Source organism: Sulfurimonas sp., assembly GCF_026991475.1.
Classification (GTDB): domain Bacteria; phylum Campylobacterota; class Campylobacteria; order Campylobacterales; family Sulfurimonadaceae; genus Sulfurimonas.
In genome coordinates this window covers 1-23,011 of the sequence record NZ_JALXBK010000077.1, presented here as the reverse complement: position 1 = coordinate 23,011, position 23,011 = coordinate 1, and the positions used below count along the sequence as shown (strand labels likewise).

General features: G+C 34.7%; 20 protein-coding genes. 5 read left to right on the top strand and 15 right to left on the bottom strand.

Going from position 1 to position 23,011, the window contains the following annotated elements; all coding sequences use genetic code 11:
* The first annotated feature begins 77 nt into the window (after positions 1–77).
* On the top strand, positions 78–812 hold the full coding sequence (locus MV589_RS06435) for a hypothetical protein (protein ID WP_297433176.1): 735 nt from the start codon (positions 78–80) through the stop codon (positions 810–812).
* On the opposite strand, the gene MV589_RS06430 is transcribed toward MV589_RS06435, so the two are convergent.
* Positions 813–1,946: an NAD(P)/FAD-dependent oxidoreductase gene (locus tag MV589_RS06430; protein WP_297433174.1), complete on the bottom strand. Its 1,134-nt coding sequence runs from the start codon at positions 1,944–1,946 to the stop codon at positions 813–815.
* 9 nt (positions 1,947–1,955) lie between these two features.
* Positions 1,956–3,974 (bottom strand): glycine--tRNA ligase subunit beta, encoded by a 2,019-nt coding sequence (glyS, locus tag MV589_RS06425; RefSeq protein ID WP_297433172.1) that lies wholly within the window; start codon positions 3,972–3,974, stop codon positions 1,956–1,958.
* A 91-nt stretch (positions 3,975–4,065) separates the two neighbouring features.
* On the opposite strand from glyS, the gene MV589_RS06420 reads away from it, so the two are divergent.
* Positions 4,066–4,698: an OB-fold nucleic acid binding domain-containing protein gene (locus tag MV589_RS06420; protein ID WP_297433170.1), complete on the top strand. Its 633-nt coding sequence runs from the start codon at positions 4,066–4,068 to the stop codon at positions 4,696–4,698.
* A gap of 104 nt (positions 4,699–4,802) precedes the next feature.
* Positions 4,803–5,189 carry a class II SORL domain-containing protein gene (locus tag MV589_RS06415; protein WP_297433168.1) on the top strand — a complete coding sequence of 129 codons (387 nt, stop codon included), beginning with the start codon at positions 4,803–4,805 and terminating at the stop codon, positions 5,187–5,189.
* A 351-nt stretch (positions 5,190–5,540) separates the two neighbouring features.
* Here the strand turns inward: MV589_RS06415 and MV589_RS06410 are convergent, their stop codons facing one another.
* From MV589_RS06410 to MV589_RS06395, 4 genes are read right to left on the bottom strand one after another with little or no spacing between them, the layout of a single operon-like run.
* Positions 5,541–6,047, bottom strand: a complete 507-nt coding sequence (locus tag MV589_RS06410; protein WP_297433166.1) for a hypothetical protein — start codon at positions 6,045–6,047, stop codon at positions 5,541–5,543.
* On the bottom strand, positions 6,047–7,087 hold the full coding sequence (locus tag MV589_RS06405; RefSeq protein ID WP_297433164.1) for a hypothetical protein: 1,041 nt from the start codon (positions 7,085–7,087) through the stop codon (positions 6,047–6,049). The genes MV589_RS06410 and MV589_RS06405 overlap by 1 nt, the downstream gene beginning before the upstream one ends.
* A gap of 2 nt (positions 7,088–7,089) precedes the next feature.
* A complete protein-coding gene (locus MV589_RS06400; protein WP_297433162.1) occupies positions 7,090–7,239 on the bottom strand; it encodes a hypothetical protein in 150 nt (49 codons plus the stop codon).
* Positions 7,240–7,255: 16 nt separating this feature from the next.
* Positions 7,256–8,815 carry an EAL domain-containing protein gene (locus tag MV589_RS06395; RefSeq protein ID WP_297433160.1) on the bottom strand — a complete coding sequence of 520 codons (1,560 nt, stop codon included), beginning with the start codon at positions 8,813–8,815 and terminating at the stop codon, positions 7,256–7,258.
* Positions 8,816–8,916: 101 nt separating this feature from the next.
* On the opposite strand from MV589_RS06395, the gene MV589_RS06390 reads away from it, so the two are divergent.
* Positions 8,917–9,585, top strand: coding sequence for a uracil-DNA glycosylase (locus MV589_RS06390; RefSeq protein ID WP_297433157.1), 669 nt, complete (start codon positions 8,917–8,919; stop codon positions 9,583–9,585).
* Here the strand turns inward: MV589_RS06390 and MV589_RS06385 are convergent.
* On the bottom strand, positions 9,582–12,623 hold the full coding sequence (locus MV589_RS06385; RefSeq protein ID WP_297433155.1) for an AAA family ATPase: 3,042 nt from the start codon (positions 12,621–12,623) through the stop codon (positions 9,582–9,584). The two genes, MV589_RS06390 and MV589_RS06385, sit on opposite strands and share 4 nt — an antisense overlap.
* A complete protein-coding gene (locus MV589_RS06380; protein ID WP_297433153.1) occupies positions 12,620–13,807 on the bottom strand; it encodes an exonuclease SbcCD subunit D C-terminal domain-containing protein in 1,188 nt (395 codons plus the stop codon). The genes MV589_RS06385 and MV589_RS06380 overlap by 4 nt, the downstream gene beginning before the upstream one ends.
* 111 nt (positions 13,808–13,918) lie before the next feature.
* On the opposite strand from MV589_RS06380, the gene MV589_RS06375 reads away from it, so the two are divergent.
* A complete protein-coding gene (locus MV589_RS06375; RefSeq protein ID WP_297433151.1) occupies positions 13,919–15,223 on the top strand; it encodes a type 1 periplasmic-binding domain-containing protein in 1,305 nt (434 codons plus the stop codon).
* On the opposite strand, the gene MV589_RS06370 is transcribed toward MV589_RS06375, so the two are convergent.
* The 7 genes from MV589_RS06370 to MV589_RS06340 form a co-directional block, all read right to left on the bottom strand.
* A complete protein-coding gene (locus MV589_RS06370; protein WP_297433149.1) occupies positions 15,220–16,350 on the bottom strand; it encodes an MFS transporter in 1,131 nt (376 codons plus the stop codon). The two genes, MV589_RS06375 and MV589_RS06370, sit on opposite strands and share 4 nt — an antisense overlap.
* Before the next feature lie 2 nt (positions 16,351–16,352).
* Positions 16,353–16,733: a YbgC/FadM family acyl-CoA thioesterase gene (locus MV589_RS06365; protein ID WP_297433147.1), complete on the bottom strand. Its 381-nt coding sequence runs from the start codon at positions 16,731–16,733 to the stop codon at positions 16,353–16,355.
* Between the two features lie 67 nt (positions 16,734–16,800).
* Positions 16,801–17,433, bottom strand: coding sequence for an NAD(P)H-dependent oxidoreductase (locus tag MV589_RS06360; protein WP_297433145.1), 633 nt, complete (start codon positions 17,431–17,433; stop codon positions 16,801–16,803).
* A gap of 294 nt (positions 17,434–17,727) precedes the next feature.
* Positions 17,728–18,678, bottom strand: coding sequence for a 6-phosphofructokinase (locus MV589_RS06355; RefSeq protein ID WP_297433143.1), 951 nt, complete (start codon positions 18,676–18,678; stop codon positions 17,728–17,730).
* A gap of 27 nt (positions 18,679–18,705) precedes the next feature.
* Positions 18,706–19,701 (bottom strand): type I glyceraldehyde-3-phosphate dehydrogenase, encoded by a 996-nt coding sequence (gene gap, locus MV589_RS06350; RefSeq protein WP_297433141.1) that lies wholly within the window; start codon positions 19,699–19,701, stop codon positions 18,706–18,708.
* 86 nt (positions 19,702–19,787) lie between these two features.
* Positions 19,788–21,908 (bottom strand): methyl-accepting chemotaxis protein, encoded by a 2,121-nt coding sequence (locus MV589_RS06345; RefSeq protein ID WP_297433139.1) that lies wholly within the window; start codon positions 21,906–21,908, stop codon positions 19,788–19,790.
* Positions 21,898–22,857, bottom strand: a complete 960-nt coding sequence (locus tag MV589_RS06340; RefSeq protein ID WP_297433136.1) for an A/G-specific adenine glycosylase — start codon at positions 22,855–22,857, stop codon at positions 21,898–21,900. Before MV589_RS06340 ends, MV589_RS06345 begins: the two co-directional genes overlap by 11 nt.
* Positions 22,858–23,011 lie beyond the last annotated feature (154 nt).

The following is a 23,011-nucleotide window of genomic DNA, read 5'->3' as shown; positions in this document are numbered from 1 at the left end:
CATTTCGTTCCTTAAACATTATGTGTAATCCCAAGCAATTTTAGGATATAATTCGCAAAATTAAAAGGGTTATGAGTATGCAGGTATTTGGAAAGTTTTCGACAAATTTTGATATGGACTACCTTGTTGAGCAGTATATGTACATCAACGAGAGTGAAGATGAGAAAATCACGGTAGATGATTTGGAAAATATGCTTAAAAAGAAGCGTAAACATGTGGCGGGAACGGTATTTCTTTACAATCCTGAACGCTCTCCTGTGGGTTATAAAATGAGCCATTTTTTACAAGAAGATGGATTTGATAAGTATAATGAGTTTGTACCTCTTAATGAATCTCCAAAAGACTACATTCTAAACGCAGGGTTTAAGGAGCACTACAAAGGTAAACTTGTAGAGATTCGCTATCTTTTTAACTACAACCGTGAAAATATTGAGCCGACACCTATTATAGAAGAGTTTGATGCAGATCTTGACAAACTTACTTCAACACAATTTACGCGTTATGACAGAAATCTTAACTATATTGATATTCCAAAGATTCGCTTGACTGGGAAATTTGTCTTTTTTGGTATAGGACATAAATACGACCGTCACCACAAAGCCATTATTGCTTATGCAAGAGCACTTTCAGCACATGTAAACAAACTCGACAAAAATGTCGTATTTATGTACGACAATAACTACGACCCAGATGAGTGCATCGAGCGTGCTTACTATCCTTCTCCGTATGCAGGAGGAAAAGCACGCGAAGTCCGTGCAAACGCAGTCAAGGCAATATTTAAGCCTATGCCTCCACAAATAGTAAAGATCTAACTATTTTCTTCTTCTCGCCCATCTTGCAAAATATCTTGCAGGGGCGATGCTTTTATCTATTTTCTTTCCACTTAAAATGTACTCTTTTAGTATCTTTGCCAAGTAAGGTGCAAGTACAAAGCCATATCCGCCACTGCCATTGATGATATACAAGTTTGGATAGTAACTAAACTCATCATAGCTAATGCGTTTGTCTTGCAGTCTGTTGCCACACGCTTTTATGGTCTCGTCTGAGAGTATCAAAGAACCAAGTAGTGGCATATAGTCAACCGAACCTGAACGCAGTCCTGTGTAATCTTTAATGATTTTTACATCTTTTAAGTTAATCGTCTGCGCCGCTTTTTCCAAAAGCTCTGCTCTTCCCTTTTCTATGTCATAAGATTCTTGGTTTTTATCTGGATGGTAGTGGATGTTGTGTGTTGCACCGATGGCGAGGAGATTTTTACCATTTTTTTCAGAGCTTTTGGAGATGGAGACGAACTGATGCAATGAGTAGGGATTTTGTGAGCTTGTCTCTACATCTACACGGTGTCCCCAAATCCCCCGAACATCAATGTATGGCTCTTTGATGACCTTTTCATACGCCCCAGTTGCCAAAACGACCTCTTTTGCAGCATAGGTCTCATTTATAAGCCAAAAACCATCATCATAGCGTAGATTTTCCACTTTTTCACGCACAAATTTCGCACTCTTACTCATCTCCTGACAAACACTCTGTGCATTAACAATCGCTGCGTTTAGAGAGATATGTTCTCTCTTTTTTGCTGTTTCAGTAAGAGAATCAAGCACCTCTTGCGATGCCTCTTCAAGCCCAAACGCAGGATTTTTCTTATATTCACCAAGCATCGCATCATCTTTATCATCTTTTGCAATGTGCAGGAGTTGTGAGGCTTGAAAAGAGCGGGGAAAGTTTGTTTTATAGTAGTTTAGAGAGTAGCTAAACGCAGCATCCAACATCTCTCGAAGTTCTCCAGATTTTGAGAACTTTGGAGATATAAAAGCACCTGCAGCACCACTACCACCAGCGGCTACGCCCTCTTTATCAAATAGAATAACACTTTTGCCCTCTTGTATGAACTCATAGGCAACACTACAGCCGTTTATGCCTGCTCCGACAATGGCAATGTCATACATCAAATGCTCCTAAACACTTACCTCTTTAATGTCAGCAATATTTAGGATACTTTTGTAGATGGAAGCTACAAGCGCTTTTCTGTTGTTCTTGATTTTTTCATCTTCTGCGTTTACCATGACACTATCAAAGAAAGTATCAAGCTCAGGTTTAAGACCAAAGAGTGCATCGAGCTCCTCTTCATAACTCTCATATGATTTCGCAGTGACCTCTTTGTATCTGTTATAAAGTGCTTTTTCAGCTTCCTCTTCAAAGAGAGCCTCATCAACACTCAAGTCAGCACTGAGGTCAATGTCTTTTGTGATGTTCGCTACACGCTTGAATGTTGAGAAAATGTCATCGAAACCTTCAGAGTTTACAAGAGTATTAAGCGCTTCTATCTTTTGTCCAAGTGCCAAAAGTTCTCGCTCATCAGATGCTAAAACAGCTTCGATGATAGAAGGATTTACCTTATAGTATCTTCTAATACGCTCTAAAATAAAGTTCTCCAATTTTTCCAAATCAATAGCATCATAGTTTGCTGCAAGCTCTTTCATCGTTTTTACAATGTCAAACTCAAAGCCATACTCATTTACTATACGGATGATACCATTGACCGCACGACGGAGCGCAAATGGGTCACGTGAACCTGTTGGAATTTCATTGACAGAGAAGAGTCCAAGAAGTGTGTCGAGCTTAATGCTCATAGCAACTATGGCACTCAGTTCAGTAGATGGAAGCTCACTGTCTTCACCCTCTGGAAGATACTGCTCTTTTATGGCGATAGCCACTGCTTCACTCTCACCCGCTTCAAGTGCATAGTAGTAACCCATGATACCCTGAAGCTCAGTAAATTCATAGACCATCTCACTCATCAAGTCAGCTTTTGCAAGTTCTATGGCTCTGTTTAAATCTTCAATCTCTGCGTTTGGCTTGTAGAGTTCGTAAAGTTTGTTTGCTACTTTTGCTTCCCTCTCTATCTTATCTGCAACGCTTCCAAGCCCTTTGAAAAATGCAACTTTTTCAAGCCCTTTTGTACTCAGACCATTTTTAAGGTCATTCTCCCAAAAGAAGAGTCCATCAGCAAGACGAGGACGAAGAACACGCTCATTTCCACTTACGACTTCTGAAAAATCATCTGTCAATGCGTTTGAAACTACAACAAATTTATTTATAAGTTTTCCATCTTTAAATACAGGAAAATATCTTTGATGCTCTTTCATAGAGGTAATGATAACCTCAGGAGGCAAACGTAGGAACTCCTCATCGAACGAGCCTAAAAGTGCTGTTGGGTTTTCTGTAATTGCCACAACTTCAGCAAAAAGTTCTTCATCTATTTCAACATTGAGACCATTTTCAGACTCTATGTTTTTAATGTCAGCGAGAATTTTATCTGAGCGCTCTTGTGGAAAGAGTGTCACCCCACCTTTTTTAAGTGTTTCAAAATACTCTTTTGCGCCATCAATCGCGACTGCGTTAAAGTTGGCAATACGGTGTACTTTTGTTGTTTTTGCAGACTCCACACCATAGAGTTTCATAGGTACAAGCTCGTCATCTAAAAGTACATTTATCCAGCGAATAGGACGAATGAAGCTCTCATCCAAACTTCCCCAACGCATAGACTTTCCAAAGTCAAGTGACTTGAGCCACTCATGGATGATATCGCCAAGCAGTTCACGAGACTCTTGTCCTTTAACATCTTTTTTATAGTAAAGTACCTCTTTGCCATTTTTCTCAGCTGTGCTGAGTTCTTCAAGAGAAACACCGCATTTTTTAGCAAAACCGTTTGCTGCAGGAGTTGGCTTGCCATCTTTGTATGCCACAGCCAAAGGTGCTCCAAAGAACTCCTCTACACTGTCATCTTGTTTAAGTTTAAACTCTCTATGCCACATAACCAAACGACGAGGAGTGTAATAAAATTCAAACTCTCCAAGAAGTGAATATTTTTCTAATACAGCAGCATATTTTTTCTCAATATTTTTCATCTCTTTTAAGAGAGGAACTGCAGGAAGCTCTTCAACACCGATTTCAATTAGTAATGGTTTTAACATATTTGGACTCTTTATTTTATAAATTGTCGCGATTGTATCTATTTGTTGGTTAAAATCTTGTTAAAATTATTAAATCAAAAAAGGAACACAGATGAAAAAAATCGCACTCGCAGTTATACTAGGCGCTAGTCTCTATGCTGCTGGTATCCATCAGGCAAAGGTAGAAAAAGCTCTTAACAGTGGTGGCTATACATATATGAAAGTCAAAGATGGTAGCAATGTTTACTGGATTGCTATGACACAACACAATGTAAAAGTAGGAGACACCATTAAATTTAATGAGCAGGGATGGATGAAAAACTTCCACTCAAAAACACTTAACCGTACGTTTGAGAAGATTCTTTTTGCAGGCGAGGTCAACTCCAAAACGCAGGCACAAAAAGTTCAGAGCATAAAGCCAAATATCATGACATCAAAGTACAAAACAAAAGACACACTCACTATTGCAGAACTTTTTAAAAATCGTGACAAATATATAGGAAAAACGGTTACCGTTCACGCAAAAGTTACAAAAGCCTTAACACAGATTATGAAACTTAACTGGGTACACCTTGAAGATGGCAGCAGATTTATGAATATGGACGATCTTGTTTTTACATCGACACAAACACCGCCAAAAGTTGGAGATGTAGTTTATGCAACAGGAAAAGTAGTAAAAGACAAAGATTTTGGATATGGATATTTTTACCCACTTATTATTCAAGAGGCTACTTTTCGTAAGTAAATTTTAAAGTAATCTTAAATAAGAGAAATATACTCTTGTTTATGATTATACTAAAAGTTTTTATACTACAATAACACCAAATAAATATAACACAAGGATTTAATATGCCAAAGATTAACAAATATGTTGACATTGACACAGTAGAAAGAGAAGCAAAAAAAGATTTAATAGATCGTCACTCACCATTTATCACAGTTGATGGTGTAGCAAAAAAAGGCGAAATGCTTGCAGTAAAAGTAACTTTAGGTAATGAATATACTCATCCAGATGATTTTGATCACTACATTGAAAGCATCACTCTTTTTGATGGTGAAACTAAATTAGCAATGGCTTCATTTGTAGCAGGAACTTTAGGAAATGAGAAATCTCATGCTGAAGTAACATTCAATATTCGTCCAATGAAGAAAAAACTTAACCTCGTAGCACACGCTTACTGTACTAAACACGGTATTTGGGAATCAACTCCAGAACTTGTAGAAGTTACTGAATAGTTAATTTCTTCTACACTCTTTAAGAAAAAGTTTTTTTAACTTTTTCTAGAGGCATTGCTACTGCATAAAGGTATCCCTGTCCATAAAAATCATCTACCTCTTCTTGTAATTTTAACTCGATCTCTTTATTTTCAATATACTCAATAATTGTTTTTACATTTAATGTTTTAGAAAGACTCGCAGCAGTTTTTACAATAAGTCAAATTGTAAGATATGTGGAGAAATGTGGTGTTATCGTGCTTTATTTGCGTTAGGAAGTTGTTGTAAAATTGTGCAAGTAAAGAAAATAAACTTTTGCAAATAAACCTAACTATACGGAAATTACTAACATTTTAAAAGCAAATAATTTACTTATCTTATTTTTTTCACATTTTTTGTAGCACTATCAAAATGTTTATTTTTCTTATGTTCGAGTTTAGCTTCTCTATAAGAGTTATTGAGTGGAATAATTGTTATTACTAATGTCCATAATTGTAATATGTACAAATAAACAATAGTAAAAAATGAAACATCTCGTAAATATGGAATTGCATATGATGGTAGGTCAATTAACTTTAAAATAAAAGCCATAAGCTCTATGGTAATGATACATCCTAATATTATAATAGAACTAATCATAGGACGAAACAAATTTTCAATCGAATCCATATCTACATCATATGTGCCTTTTTTACTTATGATATTTTTTAATGATTCTGGATACACAATAGCAGCCCATGCACCAGTTATTGCTAAGACAATAGAAGAAATTTGTTTTAATGAATCTAATAAGATGGATTGCTTTGAAAAAGCAACTTCAGGTAAAGACCATACTATAGCTAAAGCAATAACAAATATACTAAGTATTGTATTTCGCACTAATCTTCTCCATTATAGACTCTTCTAAAATCTTCAATTTTATTATCTAACTCTGTTAATAAACTATCAAAGTTTACAAACTCATCATTATTTCTAATAACATTTATATCTACTTCTTTTGACGGAACCTCTGAGCTAAGCCACAGTGGATTAGGATTTCCAGGAATCATAAAACCAACATCATCCCATGCCTGTCCATGGTCTTGTCTCCATGATGTAATTATATCATTTAATTCTCTCTCATTTAAATTAGTTTTCATTTCATACTTTAATTCTATATTATCATTTAAAGCATGAGGTTCTGTTGAGCCCATACGATACATTAGTTTTTCAAAGAGATTTGCATCATTAGTGACCTCTTGAGTGATAACTGTTTTTCTTATGACTTTTTTAATATCTCTTCGTCTATTTCGGATATAGTCTATTTTACCTGCCAGTCGTTTTAAGCTAGAGCTAAAATATGGATGTAAGTCCTCATCATAATCTTCATTAGATTCGCCATACCCAACAATTTCATAATTTCCTCTATTTTCTTCATCTTCTGCCACGATAGTATATTTAGAATAACGAGTCAAAAAACCTTTTAAGTAGTTGTTCATTCCAACATGACCGTTACTTAAATGATTGAATTTAATAGTAGCTAAGATGTTATCTTCTGGGATAAACCAAAAATATGTAGCATATCCAGGAATGTGATCATCAGGTAGGTCTGTACTTTCAACATTTGTTGAAGCACTGCTTACTGGTTCATCTTTGTGTATGCTAGATATAGCACCGTTTGTTGATTCGCTTCTGTTCCAGGTTACAAGCAAGTAGTTGTTATTCGTACTTTTTCGTACATCAATACAGTAGGTGTGTGATTGTTCAGATATTGCTGAGAGTATATTTGTTGTGCGTGTTTGTTGCAAAGTTAAATCTTCAATCCACTCTTTTAAATCATCTAGTGTATCCGAAATATTAGTAAGGTATTCAGCATCTTCACCATATTTACGATATGCACATCTATCTATCGTGTAAAATTTTAATTTAACTTTTTCCATGTCTAGCCTTTTTTATTTTTTTGCAGTTGAGTATCTAAAACGCTTTCTATAGCTTCTCTTGATGTAATAAATGGACCAATTCCAATATTTTGTATCGCTTCTTCAATGAAGTTTTTAAAAAGTTCATCAATAACTTCTTCGATTCTTTTCATAACAGACTCCTAAAAATTATTTAATATCTAATGAAGGCTCATCAATATAAAAGCCTTGTGAATAATCTATGCCTAAAGAGATAACTTTATCCATAACTACGCTTGAATGTACATACTCTGCAATAGTTTTCATTCCAAGTTTTTTGGCAAAATTCACAATGGTTTCTACTACAATTGTAGACGATTCATTAACATCAATATTTTCAATAAGTGAACCATCTAATTTAATATAATCTGCTTCAATTTTCACAAGATATGAAAAATTTGAATATCCACTTCCAAAATCATCTATGGCAATCTGCGCACCATAGCGTCTCACTTCAGAAATAAATCTATCTACTCTTTTAAAGTCTTGTATTGCTTCACTCTCAAGTATCTCAAATGTAACACGAGAAGATGCTTTTGAATCGTGCAGTGTTTGCATAATAAAATGAAACATCTCACTACTCATAATATCTTCAATTGAGAGATTAATACTAAATTCATAGTGACTGTTTTCAAAAAAATCAAAAGATTTTCTGATGATACATTTTGTTACTTCATTGTAGACCTTGATATTTTTTGCAATAGGTATAAAAACAGCAGGTGATATAATTTTTTCATTTGAATCTATCATCCTTGCCAAACATTCATACTTGACGACTTTGCCACTTTTATTGTCCAAAATAGCTTGATAATATGGCACAATTCTATTGTTTTGAACAGCTTCTCTTATAATGTGAGAAAAATTTAAATTACGACTATATTCATCTTCAAAATGCATTCTGTCTTCATATATCCAGTAACGCACTCCCTTTTGTCTTGCATACATCAATGCCATTGAAACTTTTGAAAAAATATTGCAGTTATTCCTCATAGATGTTGAGCCTAGCGTAAAATCTATATATATTCGTGCTTCTCTATATATAACATCTATTTTAGAAATTTTTTCATACACTTCTTCAATATATTTTTTCAGAGCATAAAACCCTAAATTATGATTCAATGTAATAGCATATTCAGCACCCGAGAGTCTATATACTTTATTATCTACTAATACCTCTTTTAAGTGTTTTGCTACAGCTTCTAAGACATAATCACCTACTACAAATCCATAAAAAGTATTTATTTTTTGAAAATTATCAATTTTAAGTAAAATCAATCCTGGACTTTCAAGTTGTTCCAAATCTTTTCGTAATTGATACAAATTTGGAAGCTGTGTTAAATGATCAGTGAAATATTTTTTAAATAATTCAGAGCGATAATCATCAATACAGTCAATTTTTTCTGAATTATCAAGATATAATTCTTTTAATACTTCATCACTAATATCATCAATATCTTCGATTTTTATAGAAAAAAGATTCACTGATGTCGTAATTTTATCATCATGTTTTAAAAAAGCTATTTTTGCTTCAGGATAAATATGTATCAAATCTTTGTAGAGAATTTGTACAAGAACTGTATTGTGCAAATAAGAGACAATATGGATTAAAAGTTTTTCATATTTTCCCTTTTGAATTTCCCGAACAGTCGATGGGACTTCTGCTGAAGATTTTAAAACAAAGTTTTTAATTTCTAAAATATTTTTTTGCATATAATTCCTAATCCTTTAGGTACCTGTATAATAACATATTTTTCTCATAAAGTGTACTTTAACCACATTTTAATTATACTCTCAATATATTTTAAAACGTGGTGGTTTTCTTGAAATCTTATCAAAATCTTGTTTTATTGCAAAATCTCTACAGACTCAAAGCTACAGGCTTTGAATACATCGACCATTTTGATTTGAATATAAGGCAAAATGATGAATCTCCTAGTAGTTTATCACAATTATCACAGAACATAATATCGTGTCACCTATGTGATTTGAGTAAGTCCAGATCTCAAAGTATGAGCGGTTTTGGAAGTGAAAATGCAGAGTTATTTATTGTTGATTATATTGTTTCAAAAGCGCAAGATTCTACAAATTCTTACTACGATGCAAGATCTGGAGAAACACTTAAAAAAATGATAGAAAATGTGGTAAAAATCGATGTAAAAGATGCCTATCTTACCCACGCAATCAAATGTAAACCACTCCAATCCAATAGACCATCCCCCTCAGAATGGAACTCATGTAAAAACTATCTTTTTTCACAAATTGAGTTTATAAAGCCAAAGGTCATCGTTACTTTAGGTCCAGAAGCTTACAGCCATCTCACAGGAGATAATGAAAATTTTGAAAATGTGCGCGGACATGTCATAGACTACAAAAATTACAAACTCATACCAATTTATCATCCGCAATATCTACTACGAAATCCGGAGTTAAAAAAGATAACTATGAATGATTTAAAAACCATTAAAAGTTGTCTTTCTTAATCCACCTCAACGCTACTTGTCCCATCTCCGTTAGGAATGACTTTTATCTGCAAAGGTATTCGTTCTTTTAACGCCTCTACATGAGAGATAACGCCCACCATTTTACCACTTGTTTGTAAAAGGTTGAGTGCATTGAGTGCAGTCTCTAAACTCTCAGTATCAAGCGTTCCAAAGCCCTCATCTAAGAAGAGAGAATCTATGGCTATTTTTTGACTTGCCAGTTCTGAGAGACCCAGTGCAAGAGCTAAACTTACTATAAAACTCTCACCACCAGAGAGTGTACTTACGGGACGTTCTACATTTCCTTGGTAACTATCTACTATCTCAAGTTCTAAAAGTTTCTCTTGGTTTCTTGCTAGAGTGTAGCGAGGGCTTAATAGCGCCAAATGTTGATTTGCCAAACTTATAAGCTGGTCAAGCGTTATACCCTGTGCAAATTTTTTGAACTTTGTTCCATCAGCAGAGCCTACAAGTTCATTGAGTTTTACCCAGACTCCAAAAGCCTCTTTTTTCTCTTGCAATGCTGCTATGCGTTTTTGAAATTTATTGCTATTTTCTTGGTTTAACTCTAACTCTTTTTTACTGCTTCCTATACTCTCTTGTAAAGCATCCGATTTTTGAGTTAAAAGTGCTAGCAATATTTCAAGCTCTTCTACTGTTCTTTGTATACAAGCTTCTTTTGTATGCTCTTGAAGTTGATAAGTTGTCTCTTTATAAAGCGTATGCACCTTTTTATAACTATCTTCTATATCATTACAAAACTTTGTAAGTTCTTCTCTCTCTTTAGTATTAAGCATTGCACTTTTTAACTCTTCTTCATCTAAAAAATCATTCTGCTCATAGAGTTCCTCAAGTGATTTTTTTAGCACTTCAAGCTTTGCACTCTCCTCTTCTATTTGCAACTCTAAACTTTTTTTGGCACTCTGACGCTCTTGGCTTTTAATTTTAAGTACATTGAACGCAGCTTTAGCTTCCTGTTCCTCTTTTTGTGCTGCTTTATACTGTCTAGACACTTCTTGTTCATACGCATCCAAATCAGCCACATTAAGAACTGCTACACGTTTTAAAACAAAAGCTTTTATATTCTCCTGCAATGCTTGTATACTATTTTGTAGTGCCTCTATCTCTTGAGTAAGTAACCTTAGCTGCGTTTGACTCTCCCCTTTTTGCACATTACATACATTTAGCTCTTTTTCTAACTTTTTCAAAGCCTCTACATTTTCTACATATCTATTTTTAGCCTCTAGCAGTTCTTGATACTTTTCATCTATCTCTTTATCACTAACTTTAAAAGAGTATTTTTCAAAAAGTTCTCTTTGCTCTCGTATCTCTTTATCAAGATTTTCAATCTCCAACTCTGTATTTTCAACTTCTGAGCTCTTTAGAGCCAAAAGAAGCTCTAAATCTTGCAAATCCTTCTCTTTTATTTGCAACACTTTGAGCTCTTTTTGTAACATCTCTTTTGTTTCATTCACACAAACACTCTGCATACCCTCAGCATATGGATGTTCTGTTGCACCACAAAGAAAACAAGCTTCACCATCTACAAGCAGTTCACGATCTGCTTCATACTTTTTCAGTAGTTGTTCTCTCTCTACTTTTTCACGCAATGTCTCTATGTGTCGTTTTATCTCTTCTATATGATCTATAGAAATCTTTTGCGTCTCCCTGAGTGATTTTATAAGCACCCTACTCTTATCATTCTCTTGAATATCACTCTCTCTTTTACCAAGAAGTTTTCTATATATTTTAATATTCTGCTCTATTATGCCAAGTGTGGTAAATAGTTTCTCATCCTTTATATGTTTTTGCAAATACTCATTTTTAATTGCTATCTGCGTTTGAATATCTTCTTGCTTTTGTATATGTAACTCCAAACTCTTTTTTGCTGCTTGCAGCGCTTCTTCTTTACTTTGAAGTAACTTCTCTTCTTTGGCAAGCCTTATATGACTCTGCTCCTCTTTCGTCCTTATCTCACGAGCAGCTTTTATCTTCTCTACTGTGGCACTGTACTCATGCTCTTCTTTCTCAAACGCCTCTTTTATAGTTACATATTTTGCATTACTCTTTTTTAACTCTTCTTCTAAAAGAGTAAGTTCATCTGTCAGTGTTACACTCTTACGTTTATTGGTCTCCAAATTCTCATAAAGTTGCTTGTAAGATGAAAAAGTTCCAAAAACATTCAATGCCCTCTGTGCTAAAAACACTCTCTCAAAAGAGTCTCTATTTTCCTCTTTTTTCTTTGTGACTTCACGTAGCATACTTTCATATTTCTTAATATCACTTTGAAGTTCCATAAGCCTATGCGACCAATGAAGTGCCTTGTTTAGTTTTTGAAGTTCTTTGTCATTCTCTCTTTTTTTAGTAATATTTTCATAAAGCTCTTTTTGCTTTTGTACAATGACCTCTTTATCTAGCAGCTCAATAGAGTCCAAAACCCTCTGCTCGCTATCCATTTCCTGTTGTAAAAAGCGGTGCTTATCAAAAACAGCTTTTGAGATCTCTGCATATATTTGTGTTCCCGTTATCTTCTCAAGTAAAAGAGATCTCTCTTTTTCATCTGCTTTTAAAAAAGCATCAAAACTCCCTTGTGCAAGTAACATAGACTGCGTAAAACGAGAAAAATCAAGCCCTGAAAGCTCCTCTATCTTTTTGGGAACTTCTCTTGTTTTTAGTGGCAAAATCTTATTTTCTTCTAAATCTACAAGCTCCATAGTAGCACTTTGGAATGCCCCATCATGCTTTTTTCTCGCTCGTCTTTGCTTCCATGAAGAGCGATACACCCTCCCCCTTATCTCAAATTCCACTTCACAGTAGGCTTCACCACAGTTTTTTGACATCAAATCATTTGGATTTTTGAGTCTTGCTGTTCGCCCATACAAAGCACATGAGATAATATCAAGCAGCGTACTCTTTCCAGAACCCGTAGGACCTGTAATGGCAAAGAGTGCACTCTCTTGTGTAAGTTGTGCAAAATCAATCTCCGTTTTTCCTTTTAAAGAGTTAATATTTAGCGATTTCAAAGAGAGAATTTTCATGAGTTTTGCACCTCTGCAACAATATTTTTAAAATTTTTGATAAGCTCATCGCGTAATGCTTCATCTTGCAACTCCTCTTTTTCCAGACGCTTTTCAAACAAATCAAGAGGCGTAAGCTCATCTAAACTCACGACTTGAAAATCTTCACTACATAGAGCCTGTTCACTTTTGTCTATTTTCACCGCTAAAAGTGTCAACTCTAACTCTTCAGCTTTTTCTCGTATGACTTGATTAGCATAAAAAGGGTTTTCATCATTAACATGTACCTCTATCCAACTCTCTTTATCTGTAACTGCGTTTAATGCTTCCAAAATACTCTTAGTATCACCACGAAGTACTAAAAGAGATCGATAGAGCGGTATGCTCACTTCACGCACACTCGGAGTTTTCCCACTAAATGTGATAATGTTTACCTTTTTTTCAGATGATGCTTCACTAAAACTCAGAGGAATAGGTGAACCGGAGTAGCGTACATGATCAAAGCTGACTTTTTGATTACTATGCAGATGCCCTAAAGCCACATAGTCAAACTTCTCACTTAAAAAGTCACTGCCCATATCAAGCGTTCCGCCTATGTATATTTCACGCTCAGATTCACTTGTTTTTGCACCAACCGTTGTAAGATGCCCTGTGGCAATTAGTGGCACATCATTTGCCCCTGCTACGCTCAACGCCTCTTTGTAAACGCAGTTATAATGCTCTTTAATTCCCTGAGTTAAAGCGTTCTCTTTGTCACTCATACTTTGAGCATCAAGTGACTTACGCACCACATAATCTCGTAAAAAGGGAACAGCGCAAACAATACCCTCTAATGTCTCTTGCTTATAAATAGGGACTATCTCCTCTTCATCTTCATCACCACTCGTAATAAGATGAATATTAAGCGCTTTTAGAAGCTGTTTTGGAGCTTTTAGTGTAGCTATGGAGTCATGATTTCCTGCTGTTATAATGATGTTTTCACATGAGGAGTGAGAGAGTTTTGTAAGAAAATTGTAGTAGAGTTCTAAGGCATAGTTTGATGGCGTACCTGTGTCGAAAATATCTCCAGCGACAATAAGCACACTGATGTCCTCTTTCTCTATAAGTTCAAGAAGCCACGTTAGAAATGCCTGATGCTCCTCTTCTCTACTTTTTCCCATAAAACTTTGACCTAAATGCCAATCTGATGTGTGTAATATTTTCAAGCACTACCTTTTTTAAATATTTAGCTTTATACTAACATTATATTTTAAAATACCTTGCAATAGTTAAAATTTTTATACTCTTATTAAATTCAATCCGATATAATGCCACTTATGAAATTATCTATAAAATTATTACTACTTTTTTTTACTCCTTCTATTATGTTTGCACAAAGCTTTATGATTTCACCAATACCACTACCAAAAACTTATATTGAAAATCTTGATCCTTATGAGTGTAACGACATCTGTCTTCAAGATTTCCTTGACAAAGGAATGATATTTTCTTTTATGGCACATGCTGATCATAAACTTGACAATAAAGCACTTGATGACATTAGAAAAATGAATGTTTCTGTCCTTAATTTAGGAGCTTTTAACAGTCGTGGCGGCTTAAATATAGCTATGCTACTACCATACAAAAAAATAGGAAAGTATGCTTCATCTACCACAAATGCAGTCTTTGCCTATCTAATGACAAAAAGTAACTCTTTTTCACTTAAAAGCTATAAAATAGAGAGCGAAAATATTGGTGATATTGAGGCTGCGTTTAGAAAAATTAAAGCAGATGGTTATGATTATGTCATAGCACCTCTAACAAAGAAAGGCGTTGATAATGTCATTGCTATAGATCCAAATCTAAATATTTACTTTCCAACTATTAACAAAAATGATGTCAATTCTACTTCACCATATCTCTATTTTGGTGGTATCAACTACAAACAGCAAAGTAAACTTCTTCTAAAAAAGGCTGTTTCTCCTCTCGTTATTTTTTCCGATAAATCACATACTGGAAAAGAGCTGGCTACATACCAAAAAGAGGAATTTTTACATCCGACCATAGATGTAAATGAAAGTATGTCTTATGCAGATGAAGTAAGTGTCTATGATATGCAAACAGATACAAGTGAAAATGCTTTACCAGAAGATGAAAATCTTAGTGACGGGAAACACGTCATCAACTACACAATTTCAAGAAGAACGACAAATTTACAACGCTATCTCAAAGATAATGAAAAGATAAACGATGCCTCATTTTTTATAAATACACCTGTCATTAAAACAGGAATGATTATGTCACAGCTAACACTTTATGACACAAATACAACAAATATTCTCTCAACACAAATAAATTATGATCCTCTTATTTTGTCGATGACACAATATAGAGATAGAAAAAAGATGATAATAGCAAACTCAATTACGCAAGAGAACAATGTCCTTATAGAAGCAAATTTACTCCTACATAACGACATTGTTTATGACTGGATAAATTACTCTACTACCATCGGAATAGACTACTTTTACAAATTAATCACAGGTGAGCCTAGAGAGTATAAAACTCCAATGCAAGAGAATCAAGTTCAGTATAATATAGAACTTATTAGACCAGGTCTCTCCAAGTTTTCTAAATATTAAGCTTTTTTTAGAAGTAGTATAAGAAACATCAAACTCATACCTACTTCACTAAAAAGCATTGCACGATCAAAACCATATAGTTGCCAAATATAGCCTATGGCTAAAGCACCTAAAGCAGTTGAGATAGCAACACCACCATAAAAAACACCAAACACAAAACCTTTTGAAGAGGCGTAAGCAGATATGTAACTTCTCACTGCGTTTAGACTAAAAATAGTAAAGAGTCCAAGCGATGTAAACGCAGCCCATAACTCTACATCCATCAAAGAAACCGATAATAATCCAAAAACAAATGCAAGTTGCAAAGTACGAATAACACCTATTTTATCACTCAAATAACCACTGTAATAACTTGACAAACTCTGAATTGCAGTAAGCAACATTACAAATAGAGGAATAGTGCTCAGTGCATAGCCATCCGTTTTTGCCTTTAAAATAAAGAACTGATCACTCATAATAAAAAAGACAAATATAAAGTAGATAATCAAGATTGGTAAAAGTTTATAATCGGCTGCGTTTAGAACACTACTATCTTTCTTCTCTTTTTTAGGTGCATCTTTTACAAAAAAGAGTGCAATGAAAGTGGCAATAAGCCCTGGAATAATTGTCAGCTCAAATATAGTGCGTATAGAGTGCTCATCTTTTGATACAAACATAAAAATAAGAAAAATAATAAGTGCTCCACTGAGCTCTCCAGAAATATCCATCATCTTATGAAAACCAAAAGTCTTGCCATGCGAGTTGTTCTTTACATAACTGCTAATAAGAGAATCTTTTGAAGCACTTCTCACCGCTTTTCCCATTCTCTCAACACCACGCAAAAGAGCAACACTGGTAAATGTAGTTGAAAATGCCAGCAGTGGCTTTGAAACAGCAGAAATAAAATACCCACTCACAACAAATGGTTTTACTATTTGATACTTATCACTCAAATAACCAAAAAGTATACGAAAAGCGTAGGAAATAAAGGTAGAGATAGCAATGATAATACCAAGCTTATCCACGCCCTCATGTAAAACATAGATGATGAATATAGGCAACAGTGTTGTAATCATATTTGATGCCATATCTGTAAAAAAACTCACCCAGCCTAAATAGATGACATTTTTATCAATATTTTTCATCATATTTACTCTTCAAAAAGAGATAAAATTATACCTTTAGTCTCTTGATTCATTCTCTGTATCTTTGCCGAAAAGTCAATATGCACAAGCAATATTTCTAACTCAAATATCTTCTCATCATCTCTAAAAATAGTCTGCTTAAGCATAAAAGAAGCAGCTTTCATCTCTATGAGCTGCGTTTGAATATCTAACATATCTCCAAGTTTTGCACTCTTAAAAAAATCAGCATTGATCTTACGAGCCACAAAATGCCCACTTTCTAAAATGGGATTTTTACTGCGTTTAAAAAAGGCTTCAGAGCGCGCCCTTTCGCAAAAATTGAGATAGTTTGAGTGGTAAACAACACCACCTACATCGGTATCTTCGTAATAGACTCGTATCTGCACTCTATTGCTCCTTATTTCTTGCATTAACAGTTTAATATATACAAAAAATACTCATTAAATTGAAATATTATTTTATAAACGTAACAACTTCTTCAAAAGGACGTCTTATCTGCGCTGGTTGCTCATTTAAACGGTAGCCAAAAGGAAGTACCAAAGAGAGTTGAAATTTCGTTGTATCTAGCTCTAAAAGCTCTTCTACCTGCTTCTTATCAAATCCCTCAATGGGACAAGAATCTATGCCTATAAACGCAGCAGCATTCATCATATTTGCTACTGCAAGGTAAGTCTGTTTTGAAGTCCATGCATAAATTTTATTATCACTGCTAAGTGTATCTTTTAAGTGCCCTGCATAAAGATTCATATACATATCCAGACTCTCTTGTGGCATTTGACGTCTTGCAAATCGTTTTTCTACTTCACCAGATGCCACTTTCACACTTTCAATACCAGCTAGAACTATTACAAGGTGAGAACAACTTGTAATCTGCGGTTGATTCCAGCAAGAGGGTCGTAACTTTACTTTTAGCTCTTCATTTGTAATTACCAAAAACTTCCACGCTTCCATACCAAAAGAGGATGGTGATTTTCTTGCAACTTCTAAGATATAAAGCATATCTTCATCAGAAATCTTTTTACTCTCATCAAACATCTTACAAGCATGCCTAAAGTCCATCGTTTTCATGCATTCATTCTCTAACATCTTATGCTCCATCTTTTAACCTAAATATTAGACTTCTTTCATAACCTAGATATATCTCAGCAGTTTATAGAAAGTTTTAATCAAGGCAGATGTTCTTCAGCGTAGCCGTAGCTACGGTGGAGGTTATCTAACGCAGAGTAAAGCTCTCTATAAATTGCCCAAAGGGAGGGATAAAAAAAGCGAACTTGCACAAAACTTTTCCTCACCGTAGCTACGGCTACGCCTTAAAAAAGATTTTGCACAATTTCATCTTTTTTTCTTCCCTCTGAAATATATCTAGGTTATGAAAGAAGTCTATTTAATAGAATCTATAAGCTTTTGAGATAAAACATATTTTTTTGAACAAACCTCTTCTATCTCTATAAATGAAAGCTCACCCTTGTTATATACAACAACTTTGTTTGAATCTTTATGTGCAAGCAAATAATCTACAGCAGCTATGGTAAAGTCAAATGCCATAAGACGGTCATATACAGTGGGGTTGCCTCCTCTTTGAATATGACCGAGTATGCTGACTCTTGTCTCAAGCCCAAGCTCTTTTTCAATCCAGTCGTGAATTTCTGAACTCTTACCTGTTCCTTCTGCGACAATTGCAAGGACATATCTTCTACCATTGTCTATCTCAGCTTTCAGTCGTTTTTGCACACTCTCTTTATCAAATTCCACTTCGGGAATGACACAAATTTCTGCACCACTAACTATGCCTGAGACAGCAGCAAGGTAACCACATTCTCGTCCCATTACCTCAACAATAAACGCACGATTAAAAGAAGATGCTGTATCACGGATTTTATCTATGGCATCACGAATAACATTTAAAGAGGTATCGACACCTAGACAATACTCACTGCCATAAATATCATTATCAATCGTGGAGGGAATACCTACGAAGTTTATTGCAAACTCAGAGCTAAAAACTTCCATCGCTCGGAAAGAACCATCACCACCAAGAACTACTATACCGTCTATATCGAGTGCTTTTAAGTTTTCATAGGCCTGTTTTCTATATTTGTGTTCATAAAATCTTTTGGAGCGCGAAGAGCGAATAATAGTACCACCAAGATGCACAATACCTGCAACATCCTTGTAAGAGGCTTCTTTTATATTGTTATCTATAAGACCTTCAAGACCATCATAAATAAAGTAGCTTTTTTCATCTTTGTCGTAAACATAATCAACAAATTTTTTAATGGCAGGATTCATGCCTGGAGCATCACCTCCTGAACAAATAATAGCTAATGACATAAATCCTTTCCTCTTTATATAAAGTTTTTAGTTATTTCCTACAAAAACACACATATCTACAAGTCTTGAGCTATATCCCCACTCATTGTCATACCATGCTAAAACTTTTACTGTTTTACCATCAACAACACTTGTCATATCTGGTACATATGTTGCACTATATGTAGACCCAATAAAGTCACTAGAGACTCTTTTGTCATAATCAATCTCTAAAAGACCCGCAAAATTTGTTTTTGAAGCCTTCTCAAACGCAGCGTTAATATCTTCAAGTGTTACATCTTTTTTCAAGTTTACAGTTAAGTCAACTACAGAGACATCAGGAGTAGGAACACGCATAGCGTAGCCGTTAAGCTTCCCTTTTAGTTGAGGCATAACAAGAGCCATAGCCTTTGCAGCTCCCGTTGTAGTAGGAATAAGGTTAACAGCAGCTGCACGCGCACGACGCATATCTTTGTTATGTTTTACATCTAAAATATTTTGATCATTTGTATATGAGTGAATAGTCGTCATCAAACCATTTTCAATTCCAAACTCATCATCTAAAATTTTACAAAGAGGAGCAAGTCCATTTGTTGTACAACTTGCATTTGAAATAATCGCTTCACCCTTATAATCATCAGTATTGATATTTATAACATAAGTAGGAGTATCATCTTTTGCAGGAGCACTCATCACTACTTTTTTAACACCATCTTTTAGGTAAGCTTTTGCCTTTTGAGTCGTTAAGAACACACCCGTACACTCTATTACAACTTCCGCACCAGCCTTACCAAACTCAAGCTCTTCAGGATTACGCGTAGAACTCATAGCAACAGTTTTACCATTAATCATAATCGTCTTTTCATCAAGAACTTTTGCATCGACACCGCTATGTACACTGTCATATTTAAAAAGGTACTCAAGCATATCTGGTTTTGCAGTAGTATTAATCGCTACAAGTTCAATGTCATCTCTACTTGTAACAATCTTTGCTACAATCATTCCTATTCTACCAGTTCCATTTATTGCCACTTTTACAGCCATATTCCAATCCTTTTTAATTTACTCTATTTTATTAATGACATTGTATTTTTTTTCATATTAAAACATCATTTAATTTGTAATATTTATCACTCTTTCATCATTGAATCTAACTGCATAAAGAGTTCAAGTGAGGCTTTTTCTGCATCTTTAAAGAGAGCAATAATTTCATCTATCTCTTTACTTTGAAGTTTGCTCATAGCCTTTGCAATATCATCATGAACCCTTTTATGAGGTGCTTGAATTGCTTTAAAGCTACTACTTAATCCAAAATGGGTTTTTCCCTCTTTTGCATACCATTTTCCAAACATACAACTCTCTTGATCTGTAAGCTCAAAATTTAATTTCCCTTCGAGCATAGAAGAATAGGCATGATTTTTATATACCATATGGTCAAGTTTAGCCATATTCGCGAAAAGTTCATGACCAATCATTTCATTATCTCTTGTAATGATTTTACTATTTTCAATTAACTGCGTAAGGGTATCGACAAATTCATCAAGTGTACTTTGCGACTCTACCGAGTGCAACTCAATTTTTTCACTATTTTCACTCATACTTATAGAGTTTTGTTTTAATACACTAATATTTGCTTCCACTTCACTTGTCGCTTTTTGTGTACGCTCTGCAAGTTTTCTTACCTCATCAGCCACTACGGCAAATCCACGTCCATGTTCACCTGCACGGGCAGCTTCTATTGCTGCGTTTAGTGCCAAGAGATTCGTCTGGTCAGATATATCTTTAATAAGAGAAATAACATTGTAAATCTCTTCAACATTCGTATTTAATTCCTCAGCAGAATTTCTTGATTCACTCACCATCTCTGTAATGTTATGAATGGCATTTTTAATATTACCTGTTGATTCAGTAACCTCTTGAATAACTTTAGATGTCTGTTCATTAAGTTCATTTGCCTGATTAACACTTTGAACACTCTCATTCATACTTTTTCGCAAATTATCAGCATTCTTTACCGCGCCACCAATCATTTCAGAAGATAGTGCAAGTGTTAGTCTATTATTTTGAGCAACAGACTCGGCAATTTTTGCTGCTTTTTCAGCTTCTATTGCATTTTCTTGCGCATCAAGGGCAATTTGTTCTACCTTATCCAAGAAAGTATTAAAACTTTTACTAGCTCGCCCTAATTCATCATCACTGTTGATCGGCATTCTTTTACTCAAATCAGCATCACCCTGAGCCAATTCACTTGCTACTGTATCAAGATTAAGTATAGGGTCTGTAACTGACTTTTTAATAATAATAAGCAAAAATAGTAAAATTAACAGATCAATAAATGACATAATGTAAACTTGTCGTAAAAGAGAATCTTTAGATTGTGATATGACACTATTTACATTTGCTATTTTATTACCAACCAATGCAAATCCCACAACTTTTCCAGAAAAATCTTTAATAGGTTCTGAGACAACAAAATATTTATTCGTCATTTGAAAGTGCTCAGTTTTATTAATTTGAATATGTTTTAAATCTTCAAAAAAATCAGGATTAACAACCTTTTGTTTAACTGCCAAAGTATAGTCTTGAAGTTTTGGAGCATTTTTCAGTTTTGTAGCAATGGAGAGTAAATCATTTTTCATCACTATGACAATATCATAATCATGGTTTTTTCTTGCAGATTTAACAATAGAATTAAGACCCTGCATAAACTCTACAGAACCAAGATATTTACCACTTTCAATAACAGGAGCAATACCTCTTAAAACTAAACCAGCACGTCCAAGTTCAATGGCAACTATAGGCTTCTTCTCTTTTTTAACTGCAACAATAGTGTATCTAAAACCGCTTAAATCATCACCATATTTATTTGGCTTCCATGCTCTTAAAAAGCTATGAATATTTGCATCATGAATATGCACCTTAATATTTTTGTAGTTTGTGTACTCTTTAAACTCTTTTGAGAGGTCTTTGAGCCCTTCAATCGCTACTGTTCTGTTATTTTCAAGAAGTGCACGCACAACACTATAATTTTCCGATATATTAATGGCATTAGTAAGCCCTATATCTTCTTTGGCATGCATCAAGCCCCTATATGTCAATACCAAAGATTTTTGCTCTTTATTGTAAACATTATTGGTCAAATCTTTAATAGAGTATAAGTAGTTCACTAAAACTATTAAAAAGCCTATTAAAATAGACACCACTAATGGTATATGTACCTTTTTACTGATTGACATAGATTTAAAATCCATATATTTCCCCTTTTTTTTCGATAAAAACAGCCGCTTTTTTCGTTAATGATGAAATCGGTGCATTTTCCAGTTCTTTTAATTCTACCCAGACAAATTCATCTGTAATCTTATCAACATGATAAAGATTAACAGTGAGTCTGTACTTCGTATAAGAGTGCTTAAACGCAGCGATGAAATTCTCTTCAATAGGTTCTGTATTTGGAAGTACCAACATCCCTTTATAGAGCTTCTCTTGTGACGTTCTTAATGCTATTTTACCATCTTTTATGTATAGTGCGTAAAAAAGTTCAAGTCTCTCATACTCTTTTTTCTTTTTTTGTGTATAGAGTTCAGGTTCACCCTTCCCTTTACACTCTAAACGCAACGGACACATTTCACATTGCGGGTTTTTAGGCAAACAAACTAATGAACCCAAATCCATTAAAGCAAGATTATGCGCTCTAGCATCAGCTGCGTTTACAAAGCTAGCAGCATATTCCCAGAGAGTTTTATCTTGAACCTCTAAGAGTCCAAAGTAGCGTTTTAGCACTCTTGCAATGTTTGTATCGACTACAGGAATATTTTGTCTATATCCGAAGCTGCAAATTGCACTTGCCGTATATTCGCCTATTCCTGGCAGTTTTAGGAGCTCTTTTTTCTCACAAGGGAGTCCATTCAGTGCAAGTTGCGCAGTTTTATGTAAATTTCTAGCCCTAGAGTAGTACCCCAATCCACTCCAGAGTACAAAAACTTCATCAAGCTCTGCCTCTGCCAAAGTTTTTATGCTAGGAAATCTCGCTAAAAATTTTGGATAATACTCATCTCTTACACGATTAACCTGAGTTTGTTGCAGCATAATTTCACTGATATAAATATGATAAATGTCGTTTGTTTTACGCCACGGAAGTTCGTGGCGTCCATCTGTTGTGTACCAATCTAAAAGAGCATTGTGTGCAGATTTATTTACCATATAAAAAAGTAATTTAGAGCGAAAAGAACAAGAAGCTTAAAAGCTGAAATTGCAGTAACACCTATAATGTTACCAATCTGGCAAGAACTACTGTAGTTTTCTATCACTCTTAAAATTGCCAAATTTGCATCAGAGAAGAAAAAAGAGAGTGCTA

What these genes read in the sequence shown, in the direction of transcription:
- gap (WP_297433141.1), bottom strand. Translation starts at nt 19,701, where the DNA reads ATGGCTGTAAAAGTGGCAATAAATGGAACTGGTAGAATAGGAATGATT.
- MV589_RS06360 (WP_297433145.1), bottom strand. Translation starts at nt 17,433, where the DNA reads ATGTTAGAGAATGAATGCATGAAAACGATGGACTTTAGGCATGCTTGT.
- MV589_RS06340 (WP_297433136.1), bottom strand. Translation starts at nt 22,857, where the DNA reads ATGGTAAATAAATCTGCACACAATGCTCTTTTAGATTGGTACACAACA.
- MV589_RS06435 (WP_297433176.1), top strand. Translation starts at nt 78, where the DNA reads ATGCAGGTATTTGGAAAGTTTTCGACAAATTTTGATATGGACTACCTT.
- MV589_RS06395 (WP_297433160.1), bottom strand. Translation starts at nt 8,815, where the DNA reads ATGCAAAAAAATATTTTAGAAATTAAAAACTTTGTTTTAAAATCTTCA.
- MV589_RS06375 (WP_297433151.1), top strand. Translation starts at nt 13,919, where the DNA reads ATGAAATTATCTATAAAATTATTACTACTTTTTTTTACTCCTTCTATT.
- MV589_RS06405 (WP_297433164.1), bottom strand. Translation starts at nt 7,087, where the DNA reads ATGGAAAAAGTTAAATTAAAATTTTACACGATAGATAGATGTGCATAT.
- MV589_RS06370 (WP_297433149.1), bottom strand. Translation starts at nt 16,350, where the DNA reads ATGATGAAAAATATTGATAAAAATGTCATCTATTTAGGCTGGGTGAGT.
- MV589_RS06345 (WP_297433139.1), bottom strand. Translation starts at nt 21,908, where the DNA reads ATGGATTTTAAATCTATGTCAATCAGTAAAAAGGTACATATACCATTA.
- glyS (WP_297433172.1), bottom strand. Translation starts at nt 3,974, where the DNA reads ATGTTAAAACCATTACTAATTGAAATCGGTGTTGAAGAGCTTCCTGCA.
- MV589_RS06355 (WP_297433143.1), bottom strand. Translation starts at nt 18,678, where the DNA reads ATGTCATTAGCTATTATTTGTTCAGGAGGTGATGCTCCAGGCATGAAT.
- MV589_RS06430 (WP_297433174.1), bottom strand. Translation starts at nt 1,946, where the DNA reads ATGTATGACATTGCCATTGTCGGAGCAGGCATAAACGGCTGTAGTGTT.
- MV589_RS06415 (WP_297433168.1), top strand. Translation starts at nt 4,803, where the DNA reads ATGCCAAAGATTAACAAATATGTTGACATTGACACAGTAGAAAGAGAA.
- MV589_RS06385 (WP_297433155.1), bottom strand. Translation starts at nt 12,623, where the DNA reads ATGAAAATTCTCTCTTTGAAATCGCTAAATATTAACTCTTTAAAAGGA.
- MV589_RS06420 (WP_297433170.1), top strand. Translation starts at nt 4,066, where the DNA reads ATGAAAAAAATCGCACTCGCAGTTATACTAGGCGCTAGTCTCTATGCT.
- MV589_RS06400 (WP_297433162.1), bottom strand. Translation starts at nt 7,239, where the DNA reads ATGAAAAGAATCGAAGAAGTTATTGATGAACTTTTTAAAAACTTCATT.